Consider the following 14960-nt stretch of genomic DNA (forward strand, 5'->3'; position numbering starts at 1 on the left):
AGAGGAGCCGCCGTGGACGCCGTGACCCAGACCCCCGCCCCGAAGAACGAGACGGTGCTGACCTACGCGCCGGGCAGCGCGGAGCGCGCGGAACTCGAGGGCGCGCTCAAGCGGCTGGGCCAGGCGGAACCCGTCGACCTCACGGTCACCGTCGGGGGCGAGCAGCGCCCCGGCGGCGGCGAGAAGATCGACGTCGTGCAGCCGCACAACCACCGTCACGTGCTGGGCACCATCCACAGCGCCACGCAGCAGGACACCACGGACGCCATCACCGCGGCCGCGACGGTCGCGCCGGAGTGGCGCGCGCTGTCCTACGACGACCGCGCCGCCATCCTGCTGCGCGCGGCCGACCTGCTGACCGGCCCGTGGCGCGCCACGATCAACGCCGCCACCATGCTCGGCCAGTCCAAGACCGCGACCCAGGCCGAGATCGACTCCGCCTGCGAGCTCGCCGACTTCTGGCGCTTCAACGTCGAGTTCGGTCGCCGCGTGCTCACCGAGCAGCCGATCAGCTCACCGGGTGTGTGGAACCGGCTGGAGCACCGCCCGCTCGAAGGCTTCGTCTACGCGATCACGCCGTTCAACTTCACCGCGATCGCCGGCAACCTGCCGACCGCGCCCGCGCTGATGGGCAACACCGTGCTGTGGAAGCCGTCGCCGACGCAGTCGTTCGCCGCGCACCTGACCATGCGGCTGCTCGAAGAGGCCGGCCTGCCCGCGGGCGTCATCAACCTGCTGCCGGGTGACGGCCAGGCCGTCTCCGAGGTCGCCCTGACCCACCGCGACCTGGCCGGCGTCCACTTCACCGGCTCGACCGCGACGTTCCAGCACCTCTGGGGCACGATCGGCGCGAACATCGCCGGGTACCGCTCCTACCCGCGGCTGGTCGGCGAGACCGGCGGCAAGGACTTCATCGTCGCGCACCCGTCGGCCGACGTCGACGTCCTGCGCACCGCGATGGTCCGCGGCGCTTTCGAGTACCAGGGCCAGAAGTGCTCCGCGGCGTCGCGGGCCTACATCCCGCGCAGCGTCTGGAACCGGGTGAAGGACGGTCTCGTCGCGGAGACCGAAGCCCTGTCCTACGGCGACGTCACCGACCTGTCGCACTTCGGCGGCGCGGTGATCGACCGGCGCGCGTTCGACAAGCACGCTTCGCTGTTCGACCGCGTCAAGGGTGACGCCTCGGTGGAGATCCTCACCGGCGGCACGGCCGACGACACCGACGGCTTCTTCGTCCAGCCGACGATCCTCGTCTCGGACAACCCGAAGCACGAGATCTTCTCGACCGAGTACTTCGGCCCGATCCTGTCGGTGCACGTCTACGAGGACGGCGATTTCGACGCCGTTCTGAAGCTCGTCGACGAGACGGCGTCGTACGCGCTGACCGGCGCGATCATCGCCAACGACCGCACGGCCGTGGCGAAGGCGTCCGAGGCGCTGCGGTTCGCCGCCGGCAACTTCTACGTCAACGACAAGCCGACCGGCGCGGTCGTCGGCCAGCAGCCGTTCGGCGGTGCGCGGGCCTCGGGCACCAACGACAAGGCCGGCTCGATCTTCAACCTGCAGCGCTGGACGAGCCCGCGCTCGATCAAGGAAACCTTCGTCCCGCCGACCAGCGTCCGCTACCCGCACCAGGGCTGAGAGGGAGACCGTCATGCTGCGTGCCCCGTTGCTCGCCGCCGCCCGCTCGAAGGGCATCCGGCGGCTCGTCGAAGCGGTGCCCGCCACGCGATCCGTGGTGCGCCGGTTCGTGGCCGGGTCCGAGACCGCCGACGCCGTCCGCGTGGCCAGGGAACTGGCCGCGGATGGCCGGCGGATCACCCTCGACCACCTGGGTGAGGACACCACCGATGCCACGCAGGCGGCCGCGACGGTCGCGGCCTACGAAGCCGTGCTGTCGGCGCTGGCCTCGGAAGGGCTTGCTTCCGGCGCGGACGTCTCGGTGAAGCTGTCGGCGGTGGGCCAGTTCCTGCCGTCGAACGGCGAGGACGTCGCACTGGAGAACGCCCGGAAGATCTGCGCCGCGGCGGACGCGGTCGGCGCGACCGTGACGCTCGACATGGAGGACCACACCACCACGGACTCGACGCTCGGCATCCTGCGGGAGCTGCGCGGCGAGTACCCGTGGGTCGGCGCGGTGCTCCAGGCGTACCTGCGGCGCACCGAGCAGGACTGCCGTGAGCTGTCCGGCCCGGGTTCGCGGGTGCGGCTGTGCAAGGGTGCCTACGCGGAGCCGGAGTCGGCCGCGTTCCAGGACAAGGGCGACGTCGACAAGTCGTACGTGCGCTGCCTGCGCGTCCTGATGGCCGGACAGGGCTACCCGATGGTGGCCTCGCACGACCCGCGGATGATCGAGATCGCCGCGGCGCTGGCGATCGAGAACACCCGGTCGTCCGACGACCACGAGTTCCAGATGCTCTACGGCATCCGCCCGGAGGAGCAGGCGCGGATCGCGGCGTCGGGCTCGCGGATGCGCGTCTACGTGCCCTACGGCGACGAGTGGTACGGCTACTTCATGCGCCGTCTCGCGGAGCGCCCGGCCAACCTCGGGTTCTTCCTGCGCGGCCTGGCCACCCGGTCCTGAAAGCCGTGAAGGCCTCCTTACCGGCTCTTACGGCCGGTAAGGAGGCCTTCACGGCTTTCGGGCGTTACGCCTGCTCGGCCGTCTCGGCTTCGGCGGCCTTGCGCTTGACCTCGGCCATGTCGATGTCGCGCGCCTGCTTGATCAGCTCTTCCAGGGCGGGCTCGGGGAGCGCGCCGGGCTGGGCGTAGATCAGGGTCTTGTCGCGGATGATCGCGAGCGTCGGGATCGAGCGGACGTCGAAGGCGGCCGCGAGCTGCTGCTGCGCCTCCGTGTCGACGCTCGCGAACACGATGTCCTCGTGCTTCTCCGACGCCTTCTCGTACACCGGCGCGAACTGACGGCACGGGCCGCACCAGCTCGCCCAGAAGTCGATGAGGACGAACTCGTGGTCATTGAGGGTCTGGTCGAAGTTCTCGGCGGTCAGCTCAACGGTGCTCATGACCTGGTCAACGACGTGGGCGCGGCGGGAATTCCCGGGCGCGCGGTAGCGTCTGCACGAGCGAAACCCGCGTGACCCGAGGAGGAGACATGGCCGACAGCGAGATCCTGGGCCGGATCGACGAACTGATCGCGGAGGAGCACGAGCTCCGGTCGCGCTCGGTGGGCGTGGGCCTGGCCGGCACCGACAAGGACCGGCTCACCTCGGTCGAGCAGCAGCTCGACCAGTGCTGGGACCTGCTCCGGCAGCGCCGCGCGAAAACCGAGTTCCACGAGAACCCGGAAGACGCCCAGGCCCGCCCGGTCTCCGAGGTCGAGTCCTACCGCCAGTAGACGGCGTGATGGAGGGGTCGACACGCGTGATCAGAGGGTCGACACGCGTGATTGAAGGGTCGACACGATGCGCGACGCCGTGTCGACCCTTCAATCACGAGTGATGACTGCTCAATCACGCGTGCTGACCCGCTGATCACGGGTCAGGCGGGGCAGAGGGTGCCGTCGGCGGGGATCTTGCCGTCGATGAGGAAGCCGCGGGCCGCGTCCGTGACGCAGGGGGACGCGCCCAGCGCGCCGTGGCCCGCGCCCTGCCAGGTCAGCGTCACCGCCGACGGCATCTGGTCGGCCGCGCGGGTGGTGCCCACCTGCGGGGTGACCGGGTCGGCCGCGGTGGCCGTGACCAGGATCGGCGGTGCGCCCGGGGCGCCCGCCGGGGGAAGCGGCTCGGTCCGCACCGGCCACGGGCCGCACCACGCCAGCTCCTGGGCGACGACCGCGCCGAACTGCGGGTACTTGGCGCGCATCCCGCCGACGACCTGGTCGAGCTGGTCGGCCGACAGGCGCGTCTGGCTGTCGTTGCAGTGCGTCGCGATGGTGGAGTCGAGCCGCGACGGCTGGGCCCGCGAGTCGTGCAGCGCCGGCGCGGCGAACGCGGCCAGCGGCGCGATGGTCCCGCCCTTGGCCGCCGTGATCGCGTCGGCCAGCTCGGGCCAGCGCGAGCGCTGCGTCAGTCCGGAGTAGACGGCGAACATCGCGACGCCCGGGCCGAACGCGCTCCCGTCGTCGTTCGACGGCGGCGAAGCGCGCAGCTGGTCGGTCAGGGTGGCGAGGGCGGCCTTCGGGTCGCCGAGCGAGCACCCGCGCGCCGCACAGTCGGCCGCGAAAGCGTCCAAAGTGGACTGGGCGCCGGCCGCGACGGCGTCGAGCACCGCGGCCGAGTCCGGGCCCGGGTCGGGCACGCCGTCGAGCACCATCCGGCCGACCTGGCCGGGGAAGCGCACGGCGTACTCCGCAAGCACCTTCGAGCCGTCGCCGCGGCCGAGCGCGTCGAGCCGCTCCATGCCCAGCTGCTTGCGCAGCTCGTCGAGGTCGCCCGCGGCGCGCCAGCTGTCCAGCGCGGTCTGCGTGTCGTCCAGCTCGATGGCGCACTGCTGACCGGCCTTGCGCGCGGCGTCCAGGACGTCGGCGAGGCCGCCCTGCGCCGGGTCGGCGTCGATCAGGTCGTGCCGGATCTCGGCCGGCACGCACTGCACGGCGCCCGACATCCCGGTGCCGCGCCGGTCCAGGCCGATCAGCGAGAACTTCTCCAGGAACGCCGGCGGCAGCGTGGTGGCGAGGCGGGCGGCGTAGATCGTGCCCGGTTCGCCGCCGACGTCGTTGACGACGACGAGCGGCACCGGCCCGGCGCCGACCTTGAGCGCCAGCAGCCGCATGACCGAGCGGCGCGGCTCGCCCGGCGCGTCGACCGGGGTCGACACGCGGGCGCAGGTGAAGTGCAGGCTGTCCGGCACCGGCGGGGTGCCGATCCGCTGGCGGGTGTCGTCGTCGCAGTCGGACCACTTCAGCGTCGACGACTGCGGCTCGCCCAGCGGCGGCAGCGGGACCGGCGGCGTGGCGCTGGGCGCCGCCGACTTCGCCGGGCCGTCGTTCTCGACCAGCGCGGGGCGCACCGACGGCCCCGCGGCGCAGCCCGCGGCGGAGGCCAGGGCGAGCAGCGCGACCAGCAGACGGGAACGGCGGCGCACGGGCGAAGTCCTCACGTAGATCAAGGCCGGAACACCCGTGAGCTTTCCACGTCCGGTGTGGGACGCGGGTTAGCGGGTACGCACCACCTGGCCGCGGAACACGGCGTCGAGGTCGTAGCGGGCCGGCTCGTCGAGCTGGCCGTAGTCGCACGACGCGGGCTCGCGGTCCGGGCGCCACCGCACGAACCGCGCGTTGTGCCGGAACCGCGACGGCATGCCGCCCTCGGTGTTCTCGTAGGCCACCTCGACGACGCGCTCGGGCCGCAGCGGCACCCATTCGTGCTCGGTGGCGCGCCAGCGGGTGATCCCGCCGGGGATCCGCTGCGCCTCGCCGGTGGCCTTGCCGCCCCACGGGTGGTCCTCGCCGTCGGTGATCAGCGGCGCCAGCTCCTCGGCCAGCTCGCGACGGCGGTCCTTCGGGAACGACCCGATCGTGCCGACGTGGTGCAGCACGCCCGCGTCGTCGTGCAGGCCGAGCAGGAACGAGCCGACGAGGTCGCCCGGGCCGCCGTCGACGTGCCAGCGCAGCCCGGCCAGCACGCAGTCGGCGGTGCGCAGGTGCTTGTACTTGAGCAGGACCCGCTTGCCGGGGGAGTACGGCTCGTCGAGCGGCTTGCCGATGACGCCGTCGAGGCCGGCGCCCTCGAACAGCTCGAACCAGTGCCGCGCCGTGTCCGGGTCGGTGGTCGCCGGGGTGAGCGAGATGCGGCCGTCGGCCAGCTTCTCGAGCCGTTCGCGGCGGGCCGACGTCGGTTCGTCGAGGAAGGACTCGTCGCCGAGGGCGAGCAGGTCGAACGCGACGAACTCGGCGGGCTGCTCGTCCGCCAGCAGCGTGATGCGGCTTTCGGCGGGGTGGATCCGCTGGGTGAGCGCGTCGAAGTCGAGCCGCCCGTCCCGCGCGACGACGAGCTCGCCGTCCAGCACGACCTTCGGCGGCAGGATCTCGAGCAGCCGCGCGACCGCCTCCGGGAAGTACCGGTTGAGCGGCTTCTCGGCGCGGGACTGCAGGTACAGCTCGTCGCCGTCGCGGAACACGATGCAGCGGAAGCCGTCCCACTTGGGCTCGAACAGCAGCCCGCCGGAGTCTGGGATGGCCTTGGCGGGCTTGGCGAGCATCGGCTTCAGCGGCGGCTGCAGCGGTAGGGGCATGACGGCATTCTGCGGAACAACGCCGCTCAGCGCACGCGTTCGGCCCGGCCCGTGTCGAGCTCGAGGCGCACGGCCGTCGGCAGGACGTCGAGGCCGAGGGACTCGCGCGCCCTGGTCAGCACGCGCAGGTCGAGGTCTTCCCAGACGCGCTTGAGGTCGGTGCCCTCGTGCAGGTACAGGGTGATGCGCAACGCGGGAGAAGTCCGCGAGCCGACCGCGCGGACCCGGGCGCGGCTGACGCCGTCGAGCTGCTCCGCGTCGGCCTGGACCGCGTCGGAGATCGCGCCCGCCGTGACGACCAGCTCGGCACCCACCGCGTCGTCGAGGGCCAGGTCGGGCCGCGGTTCCGGGCGCAGCGACCGCACCGCCCAGCGCAGGCCCAGCACGAACAGGAGCAGGCCGAGCACGATCGCGGCGATGCGAGCGGGCGTGGCGTGCCCGCCCAGCCAGTCGACGGCCATCGGGTCGAGCAGCGGGCGCCGGCCGCGGAACTCGCCCAGCAAGCCGGCGCCGACGACCAGCGCGAGCGCGCCGCCGAGCAGGGCCAGCAGCCCGACGAGGAACGTCAGCACGCGTTCGCCCGCGTACGACCGGGAAAGCGCCTTCGTGGCGACTGACTTGCTCATCGGCGGTCCTTCGGCGAGTCGACGACGACGCTGACCTTCGGCCGCCGGGCCAGCGGGACGTCGTCGAGCAGCGTGGCCACGGTCTCCAGCAGGCGCGGCCGCAGCTCGCCTTCGGTTTCGAGCCTGCTGGTCGCGCGGACCCGGACCCGGCGGGCGCTGGCGGTGACCGTCGCGCCCGCGACGTTGTCCTGCGCCCGCACCACGAGCCCGACGAGCCGGGCCAGCGACCGCGGGGACGTCGAGACGCTGACCTCGTCGGCCGGGTCGGTCAGCCGGACCGCGCGGTTGCCGGCGGCCAGCGCGCACAGCAGCAGCACCAGGCCCGCGACGGCGAGCACGACGGCGCCGACGCGCACGGTGTAGGCGTCCCAGCCCAGGGCCGCGAGCTCGGCCTGCCAGCGCGGCCACGGCACCAGCAGCGGCCCGGACCCCGGGCGCCACCAGTGCCAGCCGACCTCGAGCGCGAGCAGGATCCCGGCGCCGGCGAAGGCCAGGCCGAGCAGGGTGGACAGGAGCCGGACGAACAGGCGCACGGTTACCGCACCCTCGGCGGGACGTCGGGCAGCAGCGCCGACACCGTCACGGCCAGGGTCCGCACCTGGTAGGACGTGATCCGCTCGACCTCGTCGACGACCCGCTCGCGCACGACGCCGACGACCGCGCGCACCGCCGCCGGGTAGTGCAGGGCGAGGTCCAGCGCCAGGTCGACGTCGTTGTCGTGGCCGCCGACCCGCGCGTGCGCGCCCTTCTTGCCGGCCCGCGCGGTGCCGGGCACCTGGTCGGCGGCGTGCTGCGCGACCTTGCGCACCACCGCGTGCCCGATGGTGAGGGTGCCGCGCTCGTCCGGTTCGGCGAGCTCGCGCGGCACGTCGAGGAGCCGGCTCACTTGTCGCGGCCCTTCCCGAACAGCTCGCCGAGGTCGAGTTCGCCGTCGAGCACCCGGCCGGCGACCAGCCCGATGATCCCGACGGCCAGGGTCACCAGGAACGCGGTGAACCCCTGGGTCGCGGCCAGGCCGAGGATGAGCCCGGCCAGGAGCCCGGTCTGCGTTGCGTTCACGTTGTCCTCCAAGGACAGGCGGGGAGAAACCTCTTCTTGCGGGGTCCGGGTGGCGGAGCCCCCGGCCCGGGGCAAGGCCCCGGATGGCACTGCGGGGAGGTCATTTGACGCGGGGCGGACGGCGGCGCTTGCGCAGGCGCGCGAGCACCGCGGCCACTCCGCGGCGGTTCACCACGAAGCGGATCGGCGCGTCGAACCGGGCGTCACCGATCGTCGAGTCCACTTCGGACTTGCCGGCGCGGAACCGGGCGAGCCCGGCGGCGAACTCGGCCGGGTCGCCGCCGACGTCGGGGTGGTGGGTGCGCACGAACTCCCGGAAGGCCGCGCGGGCCTCCGGGTCGTCCCGCGCACCCCGCGCGGTCACTCCACCCGCGACGGGAGTTCGGGCTCGTCCTCACCCGGCAGGTGGATGTCGTTGACGGCGATGTTGACCTCGATCACCTCGAGGCCGGTGATCTGCTCGACGGCGGTGATCACGTTGCGCCGCACCGCGCGGGCGACGTCGGCGATGCGCGCGCCGTACTCGACGACGACGTCGAGGTCGATCGCGGTCTGCTTCTCGCCGACCTCGACCGACACGCCGGACGTGGTGACCGTGCCGGAGCCGGGGATGCGCTCGCGCAGGGCGCTGAACGCCCGCGACATGCCGCCGCCCAGCGCGTGCACCCCGGTGACCTCGCGGGTGGCCATCCCGGCGACCTTCTGCACCACCAGCGACGAGATCGTGGTGCGGCCGGCGGCGCCCTCCTCGTTGAGCGGGGTCACCAGGCCGGGGCTTTCGGTCCGTTCCGGATGCATGCCTGCAGGCTCCTTTCGAGCGGTCTTGTCGTCCCTACGATGCCCGCGACCACGGGGCTCTCACGCAAGGTCACCCATTCGGGGGAATGTTTCAGTCGGGGTGGACGTCGACGACGTGCACGTTGACCACAGTGGCCACGCCCAGCTGCCGCGCCAGCTCCGCGGTGATCTCCCGCCGGAGCGTCTCGGCGGCTTCGTCGGCGGTCAGGCCGAAGCGGACCGACACCAGCACCTGGACCACGTCGTCCTCCACCGCGACGGCCGAGATCCGCACGCCCGCGGGCGCCCGTGCGGCGGCGATCGCCGAGGCCAGGCGGCCGATGACCCGCTCGGTCACGCGCAGGCTGCCTTCCTCGCCGGGCACGTCCACCGCCGTCCGGCGGCCGCGGGCCACCGTGCGCAGCACGCGTTCGACCAGGCCGGGCGGGGTCGGCACCCGGCGGCGGGCGGCCGCGCGCACGGCGTCCCAGCGGGGGTCCTGTTCCGGGTCCATCACCGCTCCCTCAGCTCGGCGAGCAGCGCCACCCTGGCCCGGTGCAGGCGGGAGCGCAAGGCGCCGACGTTCACGTCGAGCACTTCGGCGACCTCTTCGTAGCTCAGCCCTTCCAGCTCGCGCAGCACCAGCGGCACCCGCTGGGACAGCTCGAGCCGGCCGATCGCCCGCAGCACGGCGTCGACCTCCTCGGCGCGCACGACGCGCCCCTCCGGCCCGGGTTCGGCCGCCGCGAGCAGTGCGCTGTCCACAGTGGACTTCCCGGCGGGCTCGGGTGAGTCCAGGGAGATCGTCGGCTTCCGGCGGCGCAGCATCGCGAGCGCGCCGTTGGTGACGACGCGGTAGAGCCACGTCGACACGGCCGACTCGTGCCGGAAGCCGCCCAGCGAGCGCCAGGCGGCCAGCCACGCCTCCTGCACGACGTCCTCGGCCTCGGCGGCGCTGCCGGTGATCCGCAGCGCGACCCGGTACATCCGGGGCGTGTGCCGCCGCACCAGCACGCCGAACGCGGCTTCGTCGCCGCCGGCGGCCCGTTCGACCAGCGTGGCGTCGTCGGTCATCCGCCACCCCGGCGGTAGCGCAGGAGCGTGAAGCCGTCCTCGACGAGGACCGACGCCAGGGCCAGGGCGCGCGGCGCCGCGAGGGCCGGACCCGCGGCGATGCGCCCGGCGCCGCCCGCCACGAGCAGCGGCGCGACGGTGAGGCACAGCTGGTCGACGAGGTCGGCGGCGATCAGCCCGGCGAACAGGCGCGGCCCGCCTTCGCAGTCGACGCGGCGCAGGCCGCGCCCGGCCAGCAGGTCCAGCGCGAGCGCGAGGTCGACGTCGGCGTCCCCGGCACGCAGGACCTCGGCGCCGGCCAGGTGCGCGGTGTCGGCGCCGGTGGTCGTGACCACGATCGGGGCCACGATCGTGTCGGTGAACAACGGAGAGTGCGGGTCGAGGTCCGCGGTGCGCGTCACGACGGCGATCGGCGGGACGTCCGCCAGCCCGAGCCGGCGCCGGCGCTCGAGCCGCTTCGCGCTCGCCCGGACCCCGCGGTAGCCCTCGGCGCGCGCGGTGCCGGCGCCGACCAGGACGACGTCGCAGAGATCGCGCCCGAGCAGGAAGACCTCGCGGTCGGCGGCGTGCGACAGGCCCGCGGACGTCGTGTCGACCTCGACGGCGCCGTCGGCGGAGGCGACGAAGTTGACCTGGACCCACGACCGGTCGAGGGCCGCCGGGTAGGCGTAGATCGCCTCCAGGTCGGCCCCGGTCAGCTCGCCCGGTGATGGTGGCCACACGCTCCGCACCCGACCATCCCAGCACGCCCGGAAACCCGTTCTCCACCGGGGGATGTGGCTACTCACCGGTGATCCGGGGCCTTCGCGGCGGCGGATAGGCTCTGCGACCATGCCCGCGCACCTGACCGACCGCCGTCCCGTGCTCGGCGCCGACGAGCTGATCACGGCGCTGGTGCCGCCGCCGCGTTTCGACGCGGTGCGGTTCGACACCTACATCCCGAACCCGGACGAGCCCAGCCAGGCCGCCGCGGTCGAGGCCTGCGCGGCGTTCGCCGGCCGCATCGGCGCGCGACCGGAGAAGAAGAAGTTCCGGCTCTTCGGGGGCTCCTCCTCGGCGCCGTCCGGCCCGATGGGGCTCTACCTCGACGGCGGCTTCGGCGTCGGCAAGACCCACCTGCTGGCTTCGGCGTGGCACGCGGCGCCGTCCCCGAAGGCGTACGGCACGTTCGTCGAGCTGACCCACCTCGTCGGCGCGCTGGGCTTCCCCGAGGCCGTGCGGCGGCTGTCGGAGCACCGGATCCTGGCCATCGACGAGTTCGAGCTGGACGACCCGGGCGACACCACGCTGGTCACGCGGCTGCTGCAGGAGCTCATGGACGCCGGGGTGTACATCGCGGCGACGTCGAACACGCTGCCGGAGAAGCTCGGCGAGGGGCGCTTCGCCGCCGAGGACTTCCTGCGCGAGATCCAGTCGCTGTCGGCCCGGTTCGGCGTCGTGCGCGTCGACGGTCCCGACTACCGGCACCGCGGCCTGCCGGACGCGCCGCCGCCGGTCTCCGCCGACGAGCTGGCGGCGTCCGTCGCGGCCCACGACGGGTCCACTGTGGACGACTTCGACGCGCTGTGCGCCCACCTGGGCGAGCTGCACCCGTCGCGGTACGGGCGGCTGCTGGACGGCGTCACCCGCGTGCACCTGCGCGGCATCCACCCGGCGCCGGACCAGAACGTCGCGCTGCGGCTGGTGGCGCTGGCCGACCGCCTCTACGACCGCGCGATCCCGGTCGTCGTCTCGGGCGAACCGCTGCCGGCGCTGTTCACCGAGGAGATGATCGAGGGCGGCTACCGCAAGAAGTACCTGCGCGCGATCAGCCGGTTGACGGCGCTGGCACGCGACGCGGCACAGACCACGTGACGAGCACGACGGCGACCGCGAACAGCGTGCCGCCGACGACGTCCGTGAGGTAGTGGTAGCCCATGCCGATCAGGCCGGCGGTGGCCGCGAGCAGCGCCACGGCGCTCAGCACGACGACGTAGGTCTTGCGCGTGAGCAGCACCAGCACGGTCAGCACCGCGACCAGGCTGACGGTGTGGCCGCTCGGGTAGACGAGCGTGCCGTTCTTCCACCGGTCGTACAGCGGCTTGAGCAGCCAGGTGTTGAGCAGGATCGCCAGCAGCGGCCCGCCCAGCGCGAGCGCGGCTTCCCACCGCCGCCCGGCGCGCAGGCACAGGAACACGGCGACGGCGGCCAGCGCGAACACGACGTACGGCTCGGTCGGCAGCACCAGGATCCGCGCCGCCACCGGCCCCAGGTGCGCGACAGCGCCCGCGGCGGCCGAGTCGAGCGCACTGGGCGTGTCACCGCCGGCGAACGGAAGCCCCAGCAGGAGGGCCAGCAGACCGCACCCGGCGGCGAGCACCCAGATCGTCCTCACCCCCGCGAGGGTAGTCGTCGCCCGCTCCCGCGGCCGCGCGGCGGACGTCGCGGGCCTGGTCAGGGCTGTACCAGCGCCGTGATGCCCCGCCGCGCCAGGTAGTTCGCGTCGCCGGCTCGGCTCTGCAGCACGAACGCCGCCCGCGTCCCGGCGTCGGCCAGTGCGAAGAAGCGGTCCGAGCCCCGGGTCGGGTCCGCGTCCGGGATGACGATCGCCGTCGTCCGCGGCGCCGGTTTCGGCGGGGTGCGGTCGAACTCCGCCACCAGCGCCTGCAACGCGCGGCCCGCGGGCTTGAGACGGTGGTCGTTCGTGTACAGCCCCAGGTCGTACTCCAGCGGATTCAGGTTCGGGACCAGCGCCGGGTCGACGTCGTGGGAGCACCACCACGTGAAGCCCAGCGTGTGCGCGCACGACGCCGCGTTGCGGATCGAGCGGGACAGCCACTCGGCGTACTGCGGGCGGGTCGCGTCGCTGAAGTGGATCGACGGCGCCGCGCCGTCCTCCTGGATCCAGCACGGCCTCGCCGGGTCCGTCGCGTACGCCTGCGCCACCTGGATCAGGCGCTCCGCGTTGTGCGTCTCGAACGCGCCGAGCGGCGTCGTCTTGAGCGTGCCGAAGAACGACGTCCACGGGTGGATCGCCACGACGTTCCCGGCGTCGGCCAGGCCGGCGCGGGTGAAGTAGCGGCCGTTGTCCCACGGCGCGCGGTCGCAGCCGACCGTGTGCGCCTTTCCCGGCGCGACGCTCTCCGCCGTCTCGCACAGGGTGTGCGCCCACGCGTCGGCCTGCTCCGGCGTCACCGCCAGGCCGGCGAAGGAGTCCCAGTAGTAGTACGGCTCGTTCGACAGGTCGAACCCGAGGAACCGCGGGTGCTTCCCGATCCGCGCGGCCAGTGCCGTGAGCAGCGCGCGCTGGGCGTCGAGGGCCGCCGGGTCGGTGAACCAGTTGACCGGCTCCGGCGTGGTCTGCAGCCAGTTCGGCGTCCAGTAGCGGGCCGAGATGTGGCCGTTGAAGACCGTCACCTCGACGTCGAGGCCGGCCGCGCCCGCGAGGTCCAGGAACCGGTGCAGCCGGTCGAGCTTCTCGCCGCTGACCAGGTGCGGCTCGGGCTGGAACGCCGACCACAGCAGCATCATCCGGATGTGGTCGAGCCCGAGCGCGGCGATGTCGTCGAGGTCGCGGCGCAGGTCGGCTTCGCGCCAGTCCTCCCACATGTGGAACCAGCGCGTCGAGGGTGTGTAGTTGACGCCCAGCCGGAACGGCCGCCGCCTGGGGGCGGCCAGTGCGGGCGCGGCGGTGGCCGCCAACGCCGTCGCGACCGCTCCCGTGAGCACCGACCGCCGTTTGAGATCCGCCACGCCGTCTCCCTCGCCGTCACCCGTTCACGAAGATCTAGCACGGCGGGGAATTCGTTCTCCAGCGTTGACCGGCTTCCTGTCCGGTCAGGTCCCCGAGAAGGCGGCGTGGTCGGCCTCCGTCCGGTCGGCGTAGCGCACGGCGTACGCGCCGATCGCCTCGTCCAGCTCGGAGTCGTCGGCGAAGTAGCCGGACAGCAGCTGCGGGTGCAGCGACCGCGTGTGGGCGCGGGCGAGCAGCGCCCCGGCGAGCCTGCCGTAGTCGTCGAGGTGGTCCTTCTCCAGCTCCGCCGGGTCGATGTCGCCCTTGAGGTTCCGGAACTGGCGGACGATGTACGGGACGCCGTCGATCGTGGTCCAGCCGAGCAGGATGTCGGTCTCGGCCTGCACGAGCCGGGCGCCGTCGACGATCCGGCGGCCTTCGTGCTCGGCCGCGGGCAGGTCCAGGTACGGCCCGAGCGCCGGTGACGCCGCCTGTTTCACCTGCAGCACCAGGTCTTCGTCGTCGTTGCCGTGCAGCAGCGCGACGTAGCTGCGGAGCCCGACGCTGCCGGTGCCGACGACGCGGAAGGCGACGTCGGCGAGGCGGTAACGCGAGATCAGCGTCCGCCGCGACTCGCGCAGGGTGTCCACATAGGACGCCAGTCCGGCGGCGACGGCCTCCGCGGTCTGCTCGTCGACGTGCGTCAGCACCGGCGGGTCCTCGACGAACCGGTGGCGCGCGAGGCCCGTCCGGTGGTCGTCGACGCGCTCGGTCCACTTCGCGGCGACCTTGGCGCTGTCGTTCTTGCGGGCCTTCTCGGCGGCGTCGGCGAAGTCGTCGATCAGCTCGTCCGCGCGGGCCTTCGACAGCACGGACGAGTCCGGCAGCGCGTTCCAGCTGCGCAGGAACGGCAGCTCGGCCAGCGCGCGGATGGTCCGCCGGTACGACTTCGCCGCGTCCTCGGCGGCTTCGCGGCAGCCGGACTCGCCGATGCCGCCCTCGCGGCCGGCGAGCACGAGGCTCGCGGCGAGCCGTTTGAGGTCCCACTCCCACGGGCCGGGGACGGTCTCGTCGAAGTCGTTGATGTCCATCACGATCTTGCCCTCGGGCGTGCCGTAGAGCCCGAAGTTCGCCGCGTGCGCGTCGCCGCAGAGTTGGGCGTCGAGGCCCGAGACGGGCGTGCGCGCGAGGTCGGCGCCCATCAGCCCGGCGGCGCCGCGGAAGAAGGTGAACGGGGACGCGAGCATCCGCTCACGGCGGAGTTCGACCAGCTCGGGCAGCCGTCCTTTGCCACTGGCCTCGAAGTACTGCGCGGGCGTCGGCCGGTCCGTCGCGGCGGCCTCGTGGTCGTGCGCGGTGACCGGCGTCTTGTCCCGGAGTCGCTTCCCCTGCTCGTACAGCTCGGCCGGCGTGACGCTGTCCGCACCGGCCAGCGGCCGCTCCACCCATTCCCCTGATCCCATACCTGCCCAACGCCCGATCCGCCCGGTTCGCTCCCGAACGCCGTGAATGCCACATCG

General features: G+C 73.2%; 19 protein-coding genes. 4 read left to right on the plus strand and 15 right to left on the minus strand.

Features of this window, described 5'->3' with window-relative positions; genetic code table 11:
* Positions 1-12 precede the first annotated feature (12 nt).
* Entirely contained in the window at positions 13-1641 is a 1629-nt protein-coding gene (gene pruA / locus OG439_RS02755) for an L-glutamate gamma-semialdehyde dehydrogenase (protein ID WP_326947748.1), read from the plus strand.
* A gap of 13 nt (positions 1642-1654) precedes the next feature.
* Positions 1655-2584 carry a proline dehydrogenase family protein gene (locus tag OG439_RS02760; RefSeq protein ID WP_326947749.1) on the plus strand — a complete coding sequence of 310 codons (930 nt, stop codon included), beginning with the start codon at positions 1655-1657 and terminating at the stop codon, positions 2582-2584.
* A gap of 64 nt (positions 2585-2648) precedes the next feature.
* Here OG439_RS02760 and OG439_RS02765 read toward each other — a convergent pair whose 3' ends face one another.
* Complete coding sequence (locus OG439_RS02765; RefSeq protein ID WP_247049069.1) at positions 2649-3023, minus strand: thioredoxin family protein; 375 nt, start codon at positions 3021-3023, stop codon at positions 2649-2651.
* An 89-nt stretch (positions 3024-3112) separates the two neighbouring features.
* Between OG439_RS02765 and OG439_RS02770 the strand changes: the two genes are divergently transcribed.
* Entirely contained in the window at positions 3113-3355 is a 243-nt protein-coding gene (locus OG439_RS02770) for a DUF2630 family protein (RefSeq protein ID WP_247049070.1), read from the plus strand.
* A gap of 143 nt (positions 3356-3498) precedes the next feature.
* Here the strand turns inward: OG439_RS02770 and OG439_RS02775 are convergent, their stop codons facing one another.
* The 11 genes from OG439_RS02775 to OG439_RS02825 form a co-directional block, all read right to left on the minus strand.
* On the minus strand, positions 3499-5043 hold the full coding sequence (locus OG439_RS02775; RefSeq protein WP_371827491.1) for an alpha/beta hydrolase: 1545 nt from the start codon (positions 5041-5043) through the stop codon (positions 3499-3501).
* 69 nt (positions 5044-5112) lie between these two features.
* Positions 5113-6192, minus strand: a complete 1080-nt coding sequence (locus tag OG439_RS02780; protein ID WP_326947751.1) for an ATP-dependent DNA ligase — start codon at positions 6190-6192, stop codon at positions 5113-5115.
* Between the two features lie 26 nt (positions 6193-6218).
* Positions 6219-6818, minus strand: a complete 600-nt coding sequence (locus tag OG439_RS02785) for an alkaline shock response membrane anchor protein AmaP (RefSeq protein WP_326947752.1) — start codon at positions 6816-6818, stop codon at positions 6219-6221.
* On the minus strand, positions 6815-7351 hold the full coding sequence (locus OG439_RS02790; protein ID WP_326947753.1) for a DUF6286 domain-containing protein: 537 nt from the start codon (positions 7349-7351) through the stop codon (positions 6815-6817). Before OG439_RS02790 ends, OG439_RS02785 begins: the two co-directional genes overlap by 4 nt.
* A 2-nt stretch (positions 7352-7353) precedes the next feature.
* Positions 7354-7704: a hypothetical protein gene (locus OG439_RS02795; RefSeq protein ID WP_326947754.1), complete on the minus strand. Its 351-nt coding sequence runs from the start codon at positions 7702-7704 to the stop codon at positions 7354-7356.
* Positions 7701-7877: a hypothetical protein gene (locus OG439_RS02800; protein WP_013224542.1), complete on the minus strand. Its 177-nt coding sequence runs from the start codon at positions 7875-7877 to the stop codon at positions 7701-7703. The genes OG439_RS02795 and OG439_RS02800 overlap by 4 nt, the downstream gene beginning before the upstream one ends.
* 100 nt (positions 7878-7977) lie before the next feature.
* Positions 7978-8241, minus strand: a complete 264-nt coding sequence (locus tag OG439_RS02805) for a hypothetical protein (RefSeq protein WP_326947755.1) — start codon at positions 8239-8241, stop codon at positions 7978-7980.
* Entirely contained in the window at positions 8238-8675 is a 438-nt protein-coding gene (locus OG439_RS02810; RefSeq protein ID WP_247049077.1) for an Asp23/Gls24 family envelope stress response protein, read from the minus strand. The genes OG439_RS02805 and OG439_RS02810 overlap by 4 nt, the downstream gene beginning before the upstream one ends.
* Positions 8676-8766: 91 nt before the next feature.
* Positions 8767-9168: a hypothetical protein gene (locus OG439_RS02815; protein WP_326947756.1), complete on the minus strand. Its 402-nt coding sequence runs from the start codon at positions 9166-9168 to the stop codon at positions 8767-8769.
* The gene (locus OG439_RS02820) at positions 9168-9728 is read right to left on the minus strand and encodes an RNA polymerase sigma factor (protein WP_326947757.1); all 561 of its coding nucleotides are present in this window, start codon (positions 9726-9728) and stop codon (positions 9168-9170) included. Before OG439_RS02820 ends, OG439_RS02815 begins: the two co-directional genes overlap by 1 nt.
* Positions 9725-10450: a dihydrofolate reductase family protein gene (locus OG439_RS02825; protein ID WP_442792278.1), complete on the minus strand. Its 726-nt coding sequence runs from the start codon at positions 10448-10450 to the stop codon at positions 9725-9727. Before OG439_RS02825 ends, OG439_RS02820 begins: the two co-directional genes overlap by 4 nt.
* 109 nt (positions 10451-10559) lie before the next feature.
* Here OG439_RS02825 and zapE point away from each other — a divergent pair, with 109 nt between their 5' ends.
* Entirely contained in the window at positions 10560-11582 is a 1023-nt protein-coding gene (gene zapE / locus OG439_RS02830; protein WP_326947759.1) for a cell division protein ZapE, read from the plus strand.
* Here the strand turns inward: zapE and OG439_RS02835 are convergent.
* The 3 genes from OG439_RS02835 to OG439_RS02845 all read right to left on the minus strand — a co-directional run bounded on the left by OG439_RS02835 (position 11536) and on the right by OG439_RS02845 (position 14903).
* Positions 11536-12087 (minus strand): phosphatase PAP2 family protein, encoded by a 552-nt coding sequence (locus tag OG439_RS02835; protein ID WP_326951477.1) that lies wholly within the window; start codon positions 12085-12087, stop codon positions 11536-11538. The genes zapE and OG439_RS02835 overlap by 47 nt on opposite strands.
* A 74-nt stretch (positions 12088-12161) precedes the next feature.
* Positions 12162-13460, minus strand: a complete 1299-nt coding sequence (locus OG439_RS02840) for a glycoside hydrolase 5 family protein (protein WP_326947760.1) — start codon at positions 13458-13460, stop codon at positions 12162-12164.
* An 84-nt stretch (positions 13461-13544) separates the two neighbouring features.
* A complete protein-coding gene (locus tag OG439_RS02845; RefSeq protein ID WP_326947761.1) occupies positions 13545-14903 on the minus strand; it encodes a DUF2252 domain-containing protein in 1359 nt (452 codons plus the stop codon).
* Positions 14904-14960: the final 57 nt, after the last annotated feature.

It is taken from the genome of Amycolatopsis sp. NBC_01307 (assembly GCF_035975215.1).
Taxonomy (GTDB): Bacteria; Actinomycetota; Actinomycetes; order Mycobacteriales; family Pseudonocardiaceae; genus Amycolatopsis.